General features: G+C 44.0%; 14 protein-coding genes. 5 read left to right on the top strand and 9 right to left on the bottom strand.

Annotated elements, in window-relative coordinates; all coding sequences use genetic code 11:
- Nucleotides 1-31 precede the first annotated feature (31 nt).
- Entirely contained in the window at nt 32-910 is an 879-nt protein-coding gene (locus AC5JP1_RS09000) for a branched-chain amino acid ABC transporter permease (protein ID WP_319051226.1), read from the bottom strand.
- A gap of 347 nt (nt 911-1,257) precedes the next feature.
- On the opposite strand from AC5JP1_RS09000, the gene AC5JP1_RS09005 reads away from it, so the two are divergent.
- Nucleotides 1,258-2,598, top strand: coding sequence for a BaiN/RdsA family NAD(P)/FAD-dependent oxidoreductase (locus AC5JP1_RS09005; RefSeq protein ID WP_493843875.1), 1,341 nt, complete (start codon nt 1,258-1,260; stop codon nt 2,596-2,598).
- A 133-nt stretch (nt 2,599-2,731) separates the two neighbouring features.
- Nucleotides 2,732-3,727, top strand: coding sequence for a pirin family protein (locus AC5JP1_RS09010; protein WP_493843876.1), 996 nt, complete (start codon nt 2,732-2,734; stop codon nt 3,725-3,727).
- Nucleotides 3,728-3,825: 98 nt separating this feature from the next.
- Here AC5JP1_RS09010 and AC5JP1_RS09015 read toward each other — a convergent pair whose 3' ends face one another.
- Both AC5JP1_RS09015 and AC5JP1_RS09020 read right to left on the bottom strand, forming a co-directional pair.
- Nucleotides 3,826-4,929, bottom strand: coding sequence for an alkene reductase (locus tag AC5JP1_RS09015; protein WP_493843877.1), 1,104 nt, complete (start codon nt 4,927-4,929; stop codon nt 3,826-3,828).
- Between the two features lie 223 nt (nt 4,930-5,152).
- Complete coding sequence (locus tag AC5JP1_RS09020) at nt 5,153-6,082, bottom strand: DMT family transporter (protein WP_443525216.1); 930 nt, start codon at nt 6,080-6,082, stop codon at nt 5,153-5,155.
- Nucleotides 6,083-6,687: 605 nt separating this feature from the next.
- Here AC5JP1_RS09020 and AC5JP1_RS09025 point away from each other — a divergent pair.
- Both AC5JP1_RS09025 and lplA read left to right on the top strand, forming a co-directional pair.
- Complete coding sequence (locus tag AC5JP1_RS09025) at nt 6,688-7,101, top strand: hypothetical protein (protein WP_493843878.1); 414 nt, start codon at nt 6,688-6,690, stop codon at nt 7,099-7,101.
- A 228-nt stretch (nt 7,102-7,329) separates the two neighbouring features.
- Nucleotides 7,330-8,334, top strand: coding sequence for a lipoate--protein ligase (lplA, locus tag AC5JP1_RS09030; RefSeq protein WP_493843879.1), 1,005 nt, complete (start codon nt 7,330-7,332; stop codon nt 8,332-8,334).
- Nucleotides 8,335-8,606: 272 nt separating this feature from the next.
- On the opposite strand, the gene AC5JP1_RS09035 is transcribed toward lplA, so the two are convergent.
- From AC5JP1_RS09035 to AC5JP1_RS09045, 3 genes are all read right to left on the bottom strand, one after another.
- Complete coding sequence (locus AC5JP1_RS09035; RefSeq protein ID WP_493843880.1) at nt 8,607-9,059, bottom strand: Panacea domain-containing protein; 453 nt, start codon at nt 9,057-9,059, stop codon at nt 8,607-8,609.
- Nucleotides 9,056-10,018, bottom strand: a complete 963-nt coding sequence (locus AC5JP1_RS09040; RefSeq protein ID WP_493843881.1) for a hypothetical protein — start codon at nt 10,016-10,018, stop codon at nt 9,056-9,058. Before AC5JP1_RS09040 ends, AC5JP1_RS09035 begins: the two co-directional genes overlap by 4 nt.
- Before the next feature lie 283 nt (nt 10,019-10,301).
- Nucleotides 10,302-12,437, bottom strand: coding sequence for a 2,4-dienoyl-CoA reductase FMN-binding domain-containing protein (locus tag AC5JP1_RS09045; protein ID WP_493843882.1), 2,136 nt, complete (start codon nt 12,435-12,437; stop codon nt 10,302-10,304).
- A 487-nt stretch (nt 12,438-12,924) separates the two neighbouring features.
- Between AC5JP1_RS09045 and AC5JP1_RS09050 the strand changes: the two genes are divergently transcribed.
- The gene (locus tag AC5JP1_RS09050; RefSeq protein ID WP_493843883.1) at nt 12,925-14,589 is read left to right on the top strand and encodes an AMP-binding protein; all 1,665 of its coding nucleotides are present in this window, start codon (nt 12,925-12,927) and stop codon (nt 14,587-14,589) included.
- A gap of 203 nt (nt 14,590-14,792) precedes the next feature.
- On the opposite strand, the gene AC5JP1_RS09055 is transcribed toward AC5JP1_RS09050, so the two are convergent.
- From AC5JP1_RS09055 to AC5JP1_RS09065, 3 genes are all read right to left on the bottom strand, one after another.
- A complete protein-coding gene (locus tag AC5JP1_RS09055; RefSeq protein ID WP_493843884.1) occupies nt 14,793-15,212 on the bottom strand; it encodes a DUF6691 family protein in 420 nt (139 codons plus the stop codon).
- 98 nt (nt 15,213-15,310) lie between these two features.
- The gene (locus AC5JP1_RS09060) at nt 15,311-15,748 is read right to left on the bottom strand and encodes a YeeE/YedE family protein (protein ID WP_493843885.1); all 438 of its coding nucleotides are present in this window, start codon (nt 15,746-15,748) and stop codon (nt 15,311-15,313) included.
- A gap of 197 nt (nt 15,749-15,945) precedes the next feature.
- Nucleotides 15,946-17,082: an aminotransferase class V-fold PLP-dependent enzyme gene (locus tag AC5JP1_RS09065; RefSeq protein ID WP_493843886.1), complete on the bottom strand. Its 1,137-nt coding sequence runs from the start codon at nt 17,080-17,082 to the stop codon at nt 15,946-15,948.
- Nucleotides 17,083-17,256: the final 174 nt, after the last annotated feature.

The raw sequence follows: 17,256 nt of genomic DNA on the forward strand, positions 1-17,256 counted from the left end.
CTTGAATCAAAGCGTCTATGAATCAAAGCTTCTATACTTTTTTCTGTTTGACCTGCGAAAAAATACCGCCTGGACGTACGATCAGCACAATCAACATCACCACATAAGGCGCAATCTGACTGAGACCTAACGGCAGATAACGACTGGCGAATGGTTCTATTACGCCAACTAACAGCCCGCCAACGAGAGCACCTGGGAGAGAGCCTAGACCGCCGATTACCGCAGCGGCAAACGCCTTGATGCCGAATAACAGCCCGATGGAGGGTTCGATCGCGCCTTTGGCTGCAAACAATATGCCCGCAAGCGCAGCGACAACACCGGACAGCGCCCACACAATACCGTTGACTCGTTTGACGGGGATGCCCATATAGTAAGCCGCCATTTGGTTTTGGCTACTCGCTTGCATCGCGATACCGAGCCGCGTATGGGCAAAAAAGAAGTACAAAATAGAAGTGAGTGCGATGGTAGATACGATAATTATCAGATCAACATAAGCAATACTCAGTGACCCTAACGCCAGCATCTGACCTGAGAACGGTGTCTGTAATGAGACTGGGCTATGCCCCCAAATGACCCCCGCAACAAAGCGTATCAAAAAGCCCAGCGAGATAGTGAGAATAACCATGGCGAATTGCGGCTGACCAAAGATTCCGCGCAATACGAATCGATCAAGCAGATAACCAAATACCCCCATAATGATGGAGGCAAGCGTAATACCCAGTAGAAAAGGAAGGTTTGCTTCATCAGCATTGATGAAAGCGATGCCTAAAAAAGCGCCAAGCATGAGCATATCGCCCTGAGCAAAGTTTACGGCCTCAGAGGCTTTGTAAATCAGTACAAAACCCAGCGCTAACAGCCCATATATACAGCCATTAGCAATCCCGCTAATGAGCAGTTGTAGGATATCCATAAAGTCCCTTTTGTCTTAACATTGTCATCCATGACAATGTCTAAATAAGCCAGTCAGTCGGCTGGGTTTTAACTCAACTACTTTTGGAGAACATCATGTCCTTCCAATAAAAATGCCTACATTTTCAACAAATAATAAACGCAATAGCAGTACTAACGAACAATATTTGTGCTTTTACATTATACCAACTACTGTTTGTTGTCTATAAAAAAATAAGGTCATTCAATGATTTATAGTAAATAGGCTAAAGTGATATGCATCAATCACTTAAAACACTTCTATTATTGCCATGATATAATTTGGATACTTTATATCGTTTATCTAAATCTATTTTATAAGTTATCATCATGAGTCAAATGCAAAAACAAGCCAGGTCAGCCAAGCCACATAACCAATCAATAGATAATCCGTCAGTATCTAAAAAGTCTAATGACAAACATTATGACGTCATCATCGTTGGTGCTGGCGCTTCAGGATTGTATTGTGCGCTGACAGCTGGTCGCCGTGGTCGCCGCGTGTTAGTCATAGATCACGCCAATAAAGCGGGCAAAAAAATCTTGATGTCAGGTGGTGGTCGCTGCAACTTTACCAACTATTTCGTTGAGCCTGAGCACTTCATCGGTACCAACCCGCATTTTTGTAAGTCAGCGCTGAGTCGTTATCCGAGTTGGGAGTTTATCGGTATGGTGGAGGCGCATCAGATTCCTTATCATGAGCGTGAGCATGGTCAGCTGTTCTGTGATGACTCTGCCCAAGATATTTTGACCATGCTCTTGGACGAATGCACGGCAGTCGGCGTCCAAGTCAAGCTCAACACTCAGATTGACCACGTGCAAAAGACCGACCATGATAAAGGTAAACGTTTTACACTCACCACCAGCAAAAAACTGGGGAAGAAAGACACACCAACTGAGGGTCAGCCTGTGCAGACACGCTATAGCTGTGAGTCCCTAGTTGTGGCAACTGGTGGTCTGTCTATCCCAACGATGGGGGCAACTGGTCTCGGTTATGAATTAGCGCAGCAATTCGGTCATACACTAATAGCCACCGATGCTAGTCTGGTACCGTTTACCTTCACAGACAAGACTGGCGAGCTGATCCGTGCATTGGCAGGTATCAGCCTACCTGTCATTGCCAGTAATGAGCGTGTCTCCTTTAAATTGCCTGTACTGTTCACTCATCGCGGACTCTCTGGCCCTGCGATGCTACAGCTGTCGAACTATTGGCAGACTGGAGAGACCATCAGTATCAACCTATTACCTGATGTGAATGTCACTGATATTTTGCTTGCCCGCAAGCAGTCGCATCCACGCCAGCTGATCCGTACTGTACTGGCAGAGAACACAGACAACGCCCTACCCAAAAAACTACTGGCAGCACTACAGACTCATCTGTGGGATGACATCAAAGATACGGAGCTTGCCAATATCAAAGATGAGCGGCTAGCTGATCTTGGTGCTACTCTTAACGGTTGGCCACTCAAACCCTCTGGTACCGAGGGCTATCGTACCGCTGAGGTTACACGTGGCGGAGTAAAGACGGATGAAGTATCTTCAAAGACCATGCAAAGCAACTTGCAAGAGGGCTTGTACTTCATCGGTGAAGTGCTCGATGTGACAGGCTGGCTTGGTGGCTATAACTTCCAATGGGCATGGGCCAGTGGGTTTGTCAGTGGCGAAGTCGTTTAACGCTACTTAGCATCAGCACCAGCACCAGCACCAGCACCATGAAATACAACACAACATAAGTTCATCTTATTGTGTTATTCGTATATAATATTTATTTATTGTTATTTATGCCAATAGTATCGCGAGGTAATCCATGCGCCCAATCAAACAGATCCACGGTGATAAAGCACCACATTGGGTCGGTGATGGATTTTTTGTAAAGACGTTAATCAATCATCTTGATGACCATCCAGACTTTAACTACAGTCACACCGATCCGTTTTTATTGTTTGACTATGGTGAGCCCACGACCTTTTCACCCAATCCTGACTACCAGACACAGCCTCATGGTGTCGGTCAACACCCCCATAAGGGCTTTGAAACCGTTACTATCGCTTACTCAGGTGAGATCAGTCATGCTGACTCGACAGGAGGGCGCGGTGATATTTTAGAAGGTGGTGTACAGTGGATGACTGCTGGTCGCGGTATCTTGCATGAAGAGTTTCATTCTGAAGCCTTTGGGCAGCGCGGTGGCGTGTTTAGTATGGTGCAGCTATGGGTAAACTTACCAAGTGCCGATAAGTTGACCGATCCCAAGTATCAGTCTATCAAGCGTGCTGATATGCCTATCATCGAGCTGATGGATGATAGTGACGCTGGCTCTCAAGATGCTGTTGCTAAAGGTGCTGACAAGCAAACTGTCATAGGACAAGTCGCTATCATCGCAGGTGACTGGCAGGGTCTCACTGGCGCGGCTACAACCTTTACCCCTATTAACTTATGGGATATCGAGCTGCACACAATGGGCACAACGACCCTACATATACCAAATACACACAACACGTTGCTGCTCGTACAAGAAGGTACTCTATTGGTTAACGGCGTATCCGTCAGTGCAGGTAGACTGATTCAGTTTGCAGCGCCAGTCCCTGTAGATAATCAGCTTGTACCATTATCTGACGCTACTACCGATACCATCGAGCTGATCTGCCTTGCGACCACTGATAAGAGCACTCCCATTAAGTTACTCCTGCTGAGTGGACAACCAATCGGTGAGCCAGTTGCAGGTTATGGCCCCTTTGTCATGAATACACAAGAAGAATTAAGGCAGACCTTTCGCGACTACCAAACTGGTAATTTTGGTAAATAAATAAAATTAACCCAAAAAAAGCCCTCTGACTATCGTAGTCAGAGGGCTTTTTGATACGCAATCCAGCTAATGAGTCAAAAACACTGACCCAATGGCTATTACGCTTGATCTAAAGATGGATAGTCGGTGTAACCTTCTGCACCGCCGCCATAGAAAGACTCTGGATGCTGCTCATTGAGTGCCGCGCCTTTTTGGATACGTTCAGGCAGATCAGGGTTTGCAATATAGTCACGACCGAAAGCAACCGCGTCAATATAACCTGCTTTTACGTTTCTCTCTGCTTTTTCGGCTGTATAGCCGCCCGCAGCAATAATCATATTGTCAAACGCATCACGGACGCGCTGACGGAATCCGTCATTGTAAGGCGTACCACCTGCCCAGTCAGGCTCTGATAGATGTAAATACATCAGACCACGCTTGTTGATTTGCTCAACCATCCAGACGTTTTCGTCTTCGTCGTAGCCCGCTTCTACATTGTTAAATGTACCTAGTGGCGAGATACGAATACCAACATGGTCAGCATCCCAAGCATCTACGCATGCGTCAATGACATCTAGCGTCAGGCGCGCACGGTTTTCGCGGCTACCGCCATATTCGTCGTCACGCTGATTGGTCTGCTCAACCCAGAACTGATGTAGCAAGTAACCATGGGCCCCATGAACCTCTACGCCATCAAAGCCAGCTTCTTGAGCGTTTTTGGTTGCTTGAGCAAAATCAGCAATGACCTGTTTGATTTCATCTAGCGTGGCTGGACGCGGCGGCGTTGCATCGACGCGGATAGCTTGGTTATCGCTATCACGTAGCGAGGTGCGCACACCAACATCGACATTAGACGCAGAGATTGGCGCTTTGCCATCTGGCTGTACGCTCTCATGAGAGACTAGACCTGTATGCCATAGCTGCACGACGATCTTGCCGCCTTTTGCATGGACATTATCTACGATGGCTTTCCATGCCGTGATTTGATCTTTGGTGTGGACGCCTGGTGCACCTGCATAGCCTTTTGCTTGGAAGGAGACTTGCGTCGCCTCAGTGATGACCAGACCAGAGCTTGCACGCTGAGAATAATACTCGCCAGCAAGCGCTGTCGGTACATCGCTTGGCTCAACTGAACGCAGACGCGTGAGCGGTGCCATAATGATACGGTTCTTTAGGGTCTGAGTGCCCATTTCGACGGTTTCAAATAAATTATCGTGTGCCATAAAAAGCCTTGTTTGTTGTGTCAAACCTAAATCATAGGTTCTGTATTTGTTGGTATATAGCGCTCGGTTTTATTGATTTGATTTGCCAAGCGCTTTATTCGTTAGCCGAGTTCTTTATAGGGGGCAGCTGCAATTATTCCAAGCAATATTTACAAACAGATACACTAATATTCAATTATTTGAATCTTTGTAAGTCATTGCTACTAAGACTGTTTACCAAGCCTTAAGCCTTATTTGTCTGAGTGGTATTCTTTGACTGCAGCATACTCTTAACAGATAGCTCTAATGACAGATAGGTACCGATCAAGATCACGATTGAGCCAATAATAGCTTGTATATTTAGCGCTTCACCAAGCAATACATATCCCAAAATAATCGCGAAAATAGGAATAACCAATGTGATGCTCGTGGCACGCGTTGGACCAATATTTTTGATTAACTGGTTCATAAATATCAGAGCGATAGCGGTTGAAAATACGCCGATACATATCACAGATACCCATGCTTTTAGACTGATTGCCTGACCATAAGGGAACTCATTAAAGGCAACAGGCAGCATAATGATGCTACCAATAATTAGTGAGCCTGCCGTGATCGCTACAGGGGAGACATTGAACAGATAGTTTTTGGTGATGTTAGCGCCGACAGCATAACCGACACAGGCCAGTAACGCGTAGCCCATCGGTAGTAATCCTTCAACCAAGCCTTTACCCTGCTCCCCGCCGCCAAACAGGCTTTCGCTCATCAATATAATGACCCCCACCACGCCAATAACCAGACCGAGTGCTTGTTTTTTTGATAGCCTGTCTTTAAAAAACACGCGAGCGATAAAACCACTCATCATCGGTACAGAGGCATTCAATACTGCCAATACGCCAGCATTCACTGACTGAGCAGAGAAAGAAAACAGTACAAAAGGAAGCGCTGCCGAAAATATGCCGACGAGTGATAGCATTTTCCAATGCTCTTTGATACCGACTCTGTTTTTTTTCTTTAGTAGTACAAAGACGAGCATAACCAGTCCGGCAAATATCACACGCAGGCTGGCAAAGGCCAATGACCCAAACTCAGGCACGCCAACCCGATAAAACACAAAGGAGAGCGACCACATAAAAGAGAGCGTCACAAAGATGATGAGGTCACGGTTGGTCATTAGGTAATCCTATTAAGTGCTTAGACTGCATTTGCCAACTCGTGTCGGTCATAACTGTCTGCTATGTGGTGGAGGTTAACGTGCTAATAAGGCACTATGATGGTAAATCTATAACCACTTGGTATGTCTTTTTTTATAGATGTTATCTCGCATTCTTATGGATTAACCTGTCTTATTTAAAGTCATTTCACGATGTCTAGCTTTTCTATACCTTAGATAATTGGGTAAAATACTTTATTGAGCGAAAAACCAGTAGACGCTGCTACCCTATAATTTGTCTACTTTAGCCTATTTCAGCGCTTTATTATCCATATACTGGCAAACTCCAAAGTCACTCTTGAGTCATTACTCTCATCAGTATGTATAAGAATAGAACCTATCTTGATATCGAAGCTTTCTAACAATAAGACTCATCGATAGATAATCTTAATAATATCAAAGTATAACCAATACTATCTAATCAGTAAGAATTTTCCTTAAAAATATAATAGTTGATATTTGTTTGCTAGTTTTTTACTATCTGAAAGGTATTGGCTCGTATCTGGCGATACAAAAATAGATGACAAATATGATTAGTAGGATTTATAAATTATTGAGGAATGATTATGAAACGGATAGCGTTATGCATCGGTATGATGTCAGTTGCAACGGCAGGGTTTTGCGGGGTTGGTCAGTTCTCAGGTGAGACCACTTGCTACGTTTATAAACAAGACAAATTACAAAAAAAGCTAAACTGTCAGTATGAGGGCGCTGAGGGTGCAGCGATGAGTTATAGTTTTAGGCAGGTCGCTTATAATCTGCCGGGATTTGGCAAAATGGCAACCTCGACCAGTGCAAACTATAATGACCGTAATGAAGTGACTGGATGGACGACGACCGTCAATGACGAGCCCGCGATCATCAGATATCGTCTGCCAACCAATCAGCGTATCGTCAGTGATACCTATGCGCAGTCTGGCAAAGCGGTGATGCAGTGTTATCTCAGTACCAAATCGCAGTGGGAGATTTGTGCTAAATAGGGTGAGATATTATTGAGATTTAATACATCATAAAGCTGAGCTCATTGCTCGGCTTTTTCACTACTAGCAGCGAGACTTAATACTTTCTCTGTCATAGTATTGCTTATAGATTTCATCGAAATACTCCCTCTACCACTCTCCCATTGAACCTCAGCCCTTTATCAGTAAGAATATCAGTATCTATTTATAACACTTACCCTATAAAAACGATTAAAAAAAGGATAAATAATGAAACTGCGCATATTAAAGTCTGCGGTGACCAATCCTTGGTTCAACCTTGCCACTGAGGACTGGATATTTAATACACTCAATGCCGACTCGCATACATTATTTTTGTGGCGCAACTCTGAGACCGTGGTCATTGGGCGCTCGCAAAACCCATGGGTCGAGTGCAAGACGGATAAGATGACGGCAGATGATGTGTTTTTGGCGCGGCGTCAGAGTGGTGGCGGTGCAGTTTTCCATGACTTGGGCAACACTAATTTTACTTTTTTGTCCCCCAAGCACGCGTATGACCAAACGGCTAACTTCACCATTATCATCAATGCGCTAAAAAAGCTGGGCATAGACGCCACGCTATCTGGTCGTAATGACATGCAAGTGGGCGATAGAAAAATATCAGGCAGCGCCTTTAAACATGCCGCCGATCGCAGCTTTCATCACGGCACACTACTGGTCAATGCCAACATGCAAAAGCTTGGCGACTATCTCAATCCGCATCCGCTGAAGCTCAAAGCAAAAGGCATCAAATCTGTGCGTGCGCGCGTAGCAAACTTGGTAGAATTCAATGAGACCATCAATCATGAGACGCTGTCTGATGCGATTATCGAGGCGTTTTGTGACTATTATGGAGGAACTGCACCAGTTGAGCAGTTGGATGAAGCCAGCCTTGCCCAGCAGCCAACGCTAAACGCTTACTATCAGCAAATGGCAGACTGGAATTGGCGCTTTGGCAAAACGCCTGAGTTTAGTCATCATATCGAGACGCGCTTTGATTGGGGCATGATGGATGTGCATATAGATGTGAAGCAAGCGGTGATTGCAGAGGTTGTTATCTTCTCTGATGCGTTAAATGTTGAGCTGATTGATTTGCTCAAGGAGACATTGACTGGTGTGAAATATAATAAGAGCGAGATTCAAGATACGCTTGCTGAGCTGGCAAACTCGCAACCTGAGTTGGCGGCTCAGGTGGGTGATGTTGAGAAGTGGTTGGTTGGTGAGATGGAAGGTTAGATTTTGCAACGTCAGATTTAGTCTAACAATTATGGTAGGGTATGCTGCTTGTATTACTTGATAAAAAGTTACTTATACAAAGGCTCTTTATATAGTTGATGACGAAAACTTAGAGCCTATTGAACCATGGATTTCAATGGAGGATATTGATGCATGGTAAATAAGCGAAGCTGATTCATTTTTTTAGAGAGTTACGATTAAACATAACTCACTCTTAGGTATTCAGGTTACGGATTCGATTGGGTTTGATTTGATAACTGCATCTACGCTCGTTATGAGTTAGCTATATTATTAAATTCAACAAGATCTAGAAATGTATATCTATTAGAGTGAGTAATCGGAAAAGTAGAATAAACGTAACTGATAAACTCATTCCAATACATCATTTGCGTGTGTTTAATAACTCTTGTTACGATCTGTTCAACTAATGGATCTAAATGAGGCTTTTCCCCAATATAACGAAACATTGTCTTAGGAGTACCATAAATTGTTTGTGTAATCACAATTTCAACGTCTGGGTCAATATTAGCAACTTCATAAACATCATGTACAAAAGGTCCATAGTTATCAAAATACCATCGAATATCAGTAAGTTGTTGACCAGTAGACTGGACAAACTCCCAATCTGCCAAATATATTATTTTAGTTAACCTAGCATTAGATAGTTCATGAGAATGAGGATAGATCGCACAAATATATCTGATTAAACTATTAAGTATATTCATATTTTATCCTTATTAACATTCGTCTTACTTAAAATAGAATGATTGTAATCTAGAAGTTCTATTAGAATACTGTCATGTTGTTTGAATAATTGATTAATTTTCTCTATATCAAAATCCTTATCAACAGTTACACTTTCACAGAGAAGCACACCAACCCGATCATCTAAGCGCTTCGTAATCATATAAGGATAAAAGCTTTTACTTTTCATTGAAAAATTTTTAGCTATTGACTTATTAATACCTAATTTTTTTGTTTGTTCTAGGTATTCTTCATCATTCTGACTCAAATGAACAACTTCTATATTAGTTCTATCACTGGTGAAAGCTTGACCAATAACGCCTTCATTTTTAGGAAACCTTACTCTATTGATTTTCTTAAAATCTACATTAACACTAAATCTACCAAAAATATGTAAGAAATCTTCGTTAGTCTCATCATCATTGACTTTAATAAGCATGTAAAGACAAATTCTATCATTAGAGGAGAGATTCAACTGTTTGAATAAAAATGCTAAAAATTTAGAAGTCATTTCTCTTGCTTCATTAAGATGCTGAGTTTTTAATTCACCTATGGCTTCTTGCGCTTCATTAAGATTTTGCTCAACTTCAGATAAATTACTACTTACTTCCCTATTAGATTTTTTAAGCTCCTCATTTTCTGTGGTTAAGTTTTCTAAATTGGTATTTTCTTCTTTTCTTTTTTTTAAAAATTTCCATAAAAGAAATGGATATACAACAATTAAAGCCAATAATGCGTAGAATGATTTATTTACGAATACTGTTGTTAAAGGGATATCGCTATTTTGGATTATTTTTATGAGAGAATATGTAGAGGGAGTTAATACTATACTGATAATAAATAGTACTAACCCTTCAACTGTTTTAAAAAACTCAAGAAAATTGTTTTCAAACCATCTAACACACCTAATTAATAAGGAGTCATTTTGTGGATAAGACATATATTTTTAGGCCTTGTTGATATATCTCATATTTCATTATCATTGTTTAAAGCTATAAACAATTAATGCTAACTTATTGAGTAATAGAAAGATAGTTACAAACGTCACTAGATGTCGTTTTATGATAGATTAATTGAGTTCATTTTTTGCAAGCATAAAGGAATATCCTTGATTTTCAAACTGTTTGCTAATTGATAAAAAGTTGAGATGAACGCTGAGCCATTACAGAAAAACGGCAGGAAATGATACCCCTGCCGCCTCATTTCTAATATCTATCTAACTTTTAGATTTCTGCCGCAACCTCAGCACCATCACGAATTGCACGTTTTGCATCTAGCTCAGCTGCGAGCTTAGCACCACCGATGAGATGGTATTGCGCGTCTGGCGCATCGCCAACGTTTGGCATCAGCTCAACGACTGATTCTTGACCTGCGCAGACGACGACGCTATCGACACGGAGTAGCTGGCTTTGACCTTGCGCGTTGGTTACCCAGATACCTTCGTTAGTGATCTTGTCATATTGCACGCCAGCCACTTGGATGACGCCATGCGATTTGATATGCGCACGATGTACCCAGCCTGAGGTTTTGTTCAGACCACTACCCAGACGACCTTTACTACGCTGCATGAGATAGACTTGACGAATTGGCTTAATCGCTTTAGGTCTGACCAGTCCGCCATCACTTTGATAGTCAGTATCATTAGTCACGCCCCACTCTTCGCGCCACTCGCTGATGGACTGCGGTTCAGGGCGATAGCTTGGGTCTTTGAGACCCTCAGGACCGATCTCGTCCAGTGACTGACCATGATTGGCGGTCAGATATTCACTCACATCAAAGCCAATACCGCCAGCACCGATGACCGCTACCGTATCACCCACGGCTTTTTCACCAGAGAGCAATTCTGCGTAGCTGATGACTTGCGGCAGATCAGCACCTTCGAGCTTACCTGCTAGGCTTCTAGGAACGACGCCCGTGGCCACAATGACATGGTGAAACTTAGCTTTTTCTAGCATGTCTTTATCTACAAAGGTGTTGAGTTTGACCTCGACGCCCAAGTGCTCAAGCTCATTAATATAGTAGCGAACGGTCTCAAAGAACTCTTCTTTACCAGGGATGACTTTGGCATAGTTGAACTGCCCGCCTAATACGTCTTTTGCTTCAAACAACGTCACATCGTGACCACGTAAGGCAGCGACGTGAGCGGCTGACATACCAGCGACACCGCCACCGATGACGGCGACTTTTTTCGCTTTTTTCGCTTTTTTGTAGACCAGCTCTGTCTCATAGCACGCTTGCGGATTGACCAGACAAGTCGAGCGTTTGTTTTCAAACGTATGATCGAGGCACGCTTGGTTACAGGCGATACAGGTGTTAATTCGATCTGTCTGACCGTTTTTGGCTTTGTTGACCCAATGCGCATCCGCCAAGAATGGACGTGCCATTTGAATCATATCTGCCTGACCGTCAGCGATGATTTCTTCTGCCGTATCTGGCATGTTGATGCGGTTGGCCGCCATCATTGGAATATTGATGTGTTTTTTGATCTCAGCAGTGAAGTCAACGAAAGCGGCACGTGGAACACTCGTCACAATAGTCGGGACACGCGCTTCATGCCAGCCGATACCCGTGTTCATGATCGTCACGCCCGCCTCTTCTAGCGCTTTTGCTACGGTGATGACTTCATCCATGACATTACCGTCTTTGACCAAGTCAATCACCGACAGACGGAATAAGATAATAAAATCTTCACCCACGGCCTCGCGAACGGCTGTGACCACGTCGACCGCGAATTTCATACGACCTTGAATATCACCGCCATAGATGTCTTTACGTTTGTTGACATGACTGGATAAAAACTGATTGAGCAAGTAGCCTTCAGAACCCATGATTTCGACGCCGTCATAGCCTGCTTGCTTGGCAAGTTTGGCACTGCGTGCATAGTCTTTTACCGTCTGCTCGATGTTTTTGATGCTCATCTTGCGTGGTTTGAACGGTGAAATTGGGGATTTGATTGGGCTAGATGACACCGCAAAAGGATGATAACCATAACGACCACTGTGCAATATCTGCATAATGATTTTGCTGTCGTGCTTATGGACAGCACGAGTGACGCGCTGATGATTGATGACATCTGCTTTGTTATTCATGGTGCCGCCAGCAGGGAGTAGCCAACCTTCGCGGTTGGGCGAGATACCACCCGTGATCATCATTGCCACGCCGCCTTTGGCACGCTCTTCAAAATAAGCCGCGAGCTTACCGTAGTTATAGAAACGGTCTTCAAGCCCCGTATGCATGGAGCCCATGACCATACGGTTTTTTAGGGTAGTAAACCCTAAATCTAATGGCTCGAATAAATGCGGATAGTATTCATTGGTGCTGGCAGTATCGATCGTATTAGCAGAACGGCTGGCGGTCATATCATTTTCCTTATGAATGGTTTTTTTAGACTATTTTTGCAGAACAGACATGCGATAAGATGTAGCGTTATCAGTATCGTAACACACCGCTATTATTGTCAGCTATGCAGACAAACGACTGATGAGTGAGCACTATATACATGACGACAGCAAGATAACGGCTAGATGGCAATTGGGCGACAGTTAGAGGATGGCTAAATAATAATAGGACACCAGGTATGCAACGAGTAATTGCACTAGCTGTTATAAAAACCAACCCAAATTGTCAGGCAGCTTGCCTACAGTGGGGCAGATGCTTTTGCCAGTATCTCTCATAGTTACAGTGTCTCTCATAATTACAGTAGCTCGCGTAGCATAATAGGATAATCGATAAAAATCGACTATTATAAAAGCTTTCTGTGTTAAATTACTGTGCTAGGTGACCGCATTATAGAAAGGTAATATGCTGAGTTACCGCATTATAGCAATACGATAAAGGACTATCACCATGACAGATTTTCATACTGGTCTTGGCAAAAACGCCGCCAACCACCAACCGCTCACCCCTATTGATTTTATCATCCGTAGCGCGCAAGTTTATCCTGATAAAACCGCCATCATCTATGATGATCTAGAGCACAACAACCTCACTCAAACGTGGCAACAGACCTATATTCGCTGTCGTCAACTGGCAGATGGACTACGCAAACTGGGTATAGATAAAAATGACACGGTCGCCGTCATGTTGCCAAACACGCCTGTAATGGTCGAATGCGCGTTTGGTGTGCCGATGTCAGGTGGCGTACTCTGCACGTTGAACACGCGCCTTGATATCAATGCCCTTAGCTTTTGTTTACAGCATTCAGAAGCAAAGGTTTTAATCTTAGATAGCGAGTTTGCTGAGCACGCCGACATCATCGCTGAGACTTTCCCCACCCTGATCGTCATTCACGCAGCAGATGCGGCTATCGATGTTGAGCCGTTTGGACAGATGAGTTATGAGGCGCTGGTTGCCAGTTCAGACAGCCTGGACAATTGGGAGATGCCAGCAGACGAGTGGGATGCTATCGCTCTGAACTATACCTCTGGCACGACAGGCAAACCCAAAGGCGTGGTCTATCACCATCGCGGCGCTACGCTCAATGCCGTCTCCAATATATTAGATTGGGACATGCCAAAACACCCAATTTACTTATGGACATTGCCGCTGTTTCATTGCAATGGTTGGTGTTTTCCTTGGAGTATCGCTGAGCGTGCTGGAGTCAATGTTTGTTTGCGTCACATTGATGCAGATTTGATATTACAGCTGATTGCCAAGCACCAGGTTACCCATTATTGCTCCGCGCCCGTCGTCCACAATATGATTGCTGGTGGCAAATCAGAGTATAAGGATGCCATCACGCATACAGTCAAAGGTTGGGTCGCTGGTGCACCGCCATCCGAGACCATGCTAGCAGCGATGGAAGCAATGGGCTTTCATATCTCACATGTTTATGGACTTACCGAAGTATATGGACCAGTAACCGTCTGCGCTGAGCAAGAAGAATGGGATGAGCTTGATGTCGCCACACGCGCTCAAAAAAAATCTCGTCAAGGTATGACTTCCCATCTTATGGCAGGGTTTGAGGTATTTAAACAAGGTACCACTGAGCCCGTGGCCGCCGATGGCGAAGAGATGGGCGAGCTGGCGCTACGTGGCAATATGGTGATGAAAGGCTATCTCAAAAGCCGCAAAGCCACCGAAGCCGCATTCGCCGATGGCTGGTTCCGTACGGGAGATTTGGGTGTCAAATATCCTGATGGCTATATCAAAATTATGGACAGACTCAAAGATATCATCATCTCAGGCGGTGAGAATATCTCTAGTATCGAGGTAGAAAACGTTTTGTACAAACTCCCAGCAATCGAGAACTGTGCGGTCGTCGCCGCGCCCCATGATAAATGGGGAGAAGTACCCGTCGCCTTTATCGAGATTCATACTGGTAGCACGCTACAACGCGATACCGTGATGGCGCACTGTAGCCAGCACTTGGCAGGTTTTAAAGTGCCCAAATATATTGTTTTTGCCGAAATACCTAAGACCAGTACGGGTAAAGTGCAAAAATTTGAGCTACGCCAAGCCGCAAAATCATTGGCACACGAAACGCCAAAAATAACTGCCAGTGTTAAATAAAATGGCGACTTATTAAGTCATATCATTAATCATTGCTCATAAAAAAGGTCAGCGACACATAACTGACCTTTTTTCGAGTGCTAGCCTATTTATACGATAGTTGGTTCAATATAATTTGGAGACAAGGAAGCCAAGTAAAGGTACTACAAATAGTAGACTAAGCGAGGCTGACACCGTATCCAATTTATAGAAAACTAACTATATCAACCAAGTTTGGGCTCAAGCCATTGGTAAATCAGCATTCCTATGATCATAGCTGGGATAAACACATATGCTTGCCATTGTCCTGTACCAAGCAGCACAATACCAGGCCCTGGGCAAATACCCACCAGTCCCCAGCCGATACCAAACAGCATGGCACCGATGATCAGTTGTTTGGTGATAATGGTTTTGCTTGGCATATCGATCGGCGTGCCGATCCAGCTGATTTGTTGACGTTTGGCCAATAGCACACCAAAAAACGCCACAACCAAACCGCCACCCATCACAAGAGCAAGGGAGATATCCCAGGCGCCAAACACGTCCAAGAATCCTTGCACCTTCACAGGATCAGTCATACCTGATACCAGCAGTCCAAACCCAAATAGCAGCCCGGCTAGCAATCCGATTATATTCTTTAGCATTGTTGTCTCTCGCTATTATTATTTTCTATTGACCATCATCCATCGTTTACGCTCTAACACGACTGATCGCTACTGTCTGGCACTCAATCATCTAGCATCTACAGTAGCCCTAGGACATGCCGACCGATATACACAGTCACAATACCAAACAGCATAAAGGTCACGGTCGCAGCCAGCGAGCGTGGAGACAGACGTGCATTACCGCAAATGCCATGACCACTCGTGCATCCTGAACCCAGACGAGTCCCAAAACCAACCAACAACCCTGCAATAATCAACAGTGGCAACGAGCTGCTAATGTCTACATCAGGTAGTGGTCTTGCTAGCCCATATAGCACTGGTGATATGACCAATCCCACTATAAATAGCACTTGCCACATCTCTACACCCTTAGGTTTTAGCAAGTTTGAAAAAATACCACTGATACCCGCGATACGCCCGATCCCGAGCAGCAAGATAACCGTTGCCACGCCGAGCATCAAACCGCCTACCAAGGAGATCGGTGTAAATGCTTGCCAGTCTATTTGTATACTCATAATGAGCGACCTATTCAGATGTGTTGGATATTTCTGTTCATTATTTATAAAAATACATTATATTATAAAATATAATAAAAAAGTAAAAAAATACTGAGCACGTACATAAACGGCTCAGTACATTGATAACGATAGCAACATCTCAAAAACGTCTATAAATACGACAGCATCAGTTTATAGACGTCTCTTAAATAGTTTTACTTGCTTAACACTTTATCCAGTGCCGCTTCAAAACGCGCCACGGTTCCATCGATATCGGTTAGTTTATCCAAACCAAACAGACCTAGACGGAAGGTCTTAAAGTTATCAGGCTCACCTACTTTTAGTGGCACGCCAGCAGCAATTTGCACTCCGATTTCAGCAAATGCGCTGCCTTTATGCATGTCGTCACGATCGGTATAAGAGACGACAACACCAGGCGCTTTGAAACCTTCAGCTGCTACGCTCTCGACACCTTTGGCTTCTAAGATTTCACGGATGCGTTTGCCAAGCGTCCACTGTGCGTCACATAACTTATCAAAACCGATTGCTTTGGCTTCATTCACAGCATCACGGAACTGGCGTAAGCTGTCTGTCGGCATCGTCGCGTGATAGGCATGACCACCGTTTTCATAAGCACGCATGATGTTTAACCATTGCTTGAGATCAACACTGAAGCTGTCAGACTCAGTGCTGTCTACTTTTTTGACAGCAGCGTCGCTTAGCATGACCAGACCAGCGCTAGGCGTACTGCTCCAGCCTTTTTGCGGCGCGCTAATCAGCACATCGATACCTAATGCTTTCATATCTAACCATACGCAGCCTGATGCGATACAGTCAATGACCAATAAACCACCAACGCTATGCACAGCGTCGCCCAGTGCTTTTATATAGTCATCTGACAAAATCATACCAGACGATGTCTCAACGTGCGGTGCAAATACAACGGCTGGTTTCTCTTCTTTGATCTTGGCTACGGCGGTGTCGATATCGACTGGTGCAAATGGTTTAGGTGACTCGCTATCATCCGCACGATTGGCTGTAAGTACAGTAGAAGATTTGGCAATTTTACCTTTCTCTAAAATTTGCGTCCAACGATAACTGAACCAACCATTACGGATGATCAGGCAATCTTCGTCGTTTGCCAGTTGGCGAGCGACGGCTTCCATACCATAGGTACCAGAGCCAGGTACAATCACCACGGCGTCAGCGTTATACACAGATTTTAGGTCATTAGATAGATCGTTCATTACTTGTTGAAAAGCTTTTGACATGTGGTTCAGCGCGCGATCGGTATATACCACTGAATACTCTAACAAACCGTTTGGATCGATATCTTGACGTAATGCAGGCATTGAACACTCCTAGTGTGTGATTAGATGATTGACTATTTTTTGGCTCTTTTTTCCGTAGTATCTGGGTATGAAATAATATAGATACTGATCAAGTAGCAGAATTAATGACTAGCTAATAAGTAGTAATTAAGCACTGAGCTAGAACAAAAACAAAGGATAGAATAAAATATTGAC

This window comes from Psychrobacter sp. H29 (assembly GCF_059073055.1).

Coding starts and splice junctions, on each gene's coding strand:
- AC5JP1_RS09000 (WP_319051226.1), bottom strand. CDS start 910: ATGGATATCCTACAACTGCTCATTAGCGGGATTGCTAATGGCTGTATA.
- AC5JP1_RS09005 (WP_493843875.1), top strand. CDS start 1,258: ATGAGTCAAATGCAAAAACAAGCCAGGTCAGCCAAGCCACATAACCAA.
- AC5JP1_RS09010 (WP_493843876.1), top strand. CDS start 2,732: ATGCGCCCAATCAAACAGATCCACGGTGATAAAGCACCACATTGGGTC.
- AC5JP1_RS09015 (WP_493843877.1), bottom strand. CDS start 4,929: ATGGCACACGATAATTTATTTGAAACCGTCGAAATGGGCACTCAGACC.
- AC5JP1_RS09020 (WP_443525216.1), bottom strand. CDS start 6,082: ATGACCAACCGTGACCTCATCATCTTTGTGACGCTCTCTTTTATGTGG.
- AC5JP1_RS09025 (WP_493843878.1), top strand. CDS start 6,688: ATGAAACGGATAGCGTTATGCATCGGTATGATGTCAGTTGCAACGGCA.
- lplA (WP_493843879.1), top strand. CDS start 7,330: ATGAAACTGCGCATATTAAAGTCTGCGGTGACCAATCCTTGGTTCAAC.
- AC5JP1_RS09035 (WP_493843880.1), bottom strand. CDS start 9,059: ATGAATATACTTAATAGTTTAATCAGATATATTTGTGCGATCTATCCT.
- AC5JP1_RS09040 (WP_493843881.1), bottom strand. CDS start 10,018: ATGTCTTATCCACAAAATGACTCCTTATTAATTAGGTGTGTTAGATGG.
- AC5JP1_RS09045 (WP_493843882.1), bottom strand. CDS start 12,437: ATGACCGCCAGCCGTTCTGCTAATACGATCGATACTGCCAGCACCAAT.
- AC5JP1_RS09050 (WP_493843883.1), top strand. CDS start 12,925: ATGACAGATTTTCATACTGGTCTTGGCAAAAACGCCGCCAACCACCAA.
- AC5JP1_RS09055 (WP_493843884.1), bottom strand. CDS start 15,212: ATGCTAAAGAATATAATCGGATTGCTAGCCGGGCTGCTATTTGGGTTT.
- AC5JP1_RS09060 (WP_493843885.1), bottom strand. CDS start 15,748: ATGAGTATACAAATAGACTGGCAAGCATTTACACCGATCTCCTTGGTA.
- AC5JP1_RS09065 (WP_493843886.1), bottom strand. CDS start 17,082: ATGCCTGCATTACGTCAAGATATCGATCCAAACGGTTTGTTAGAGTAT.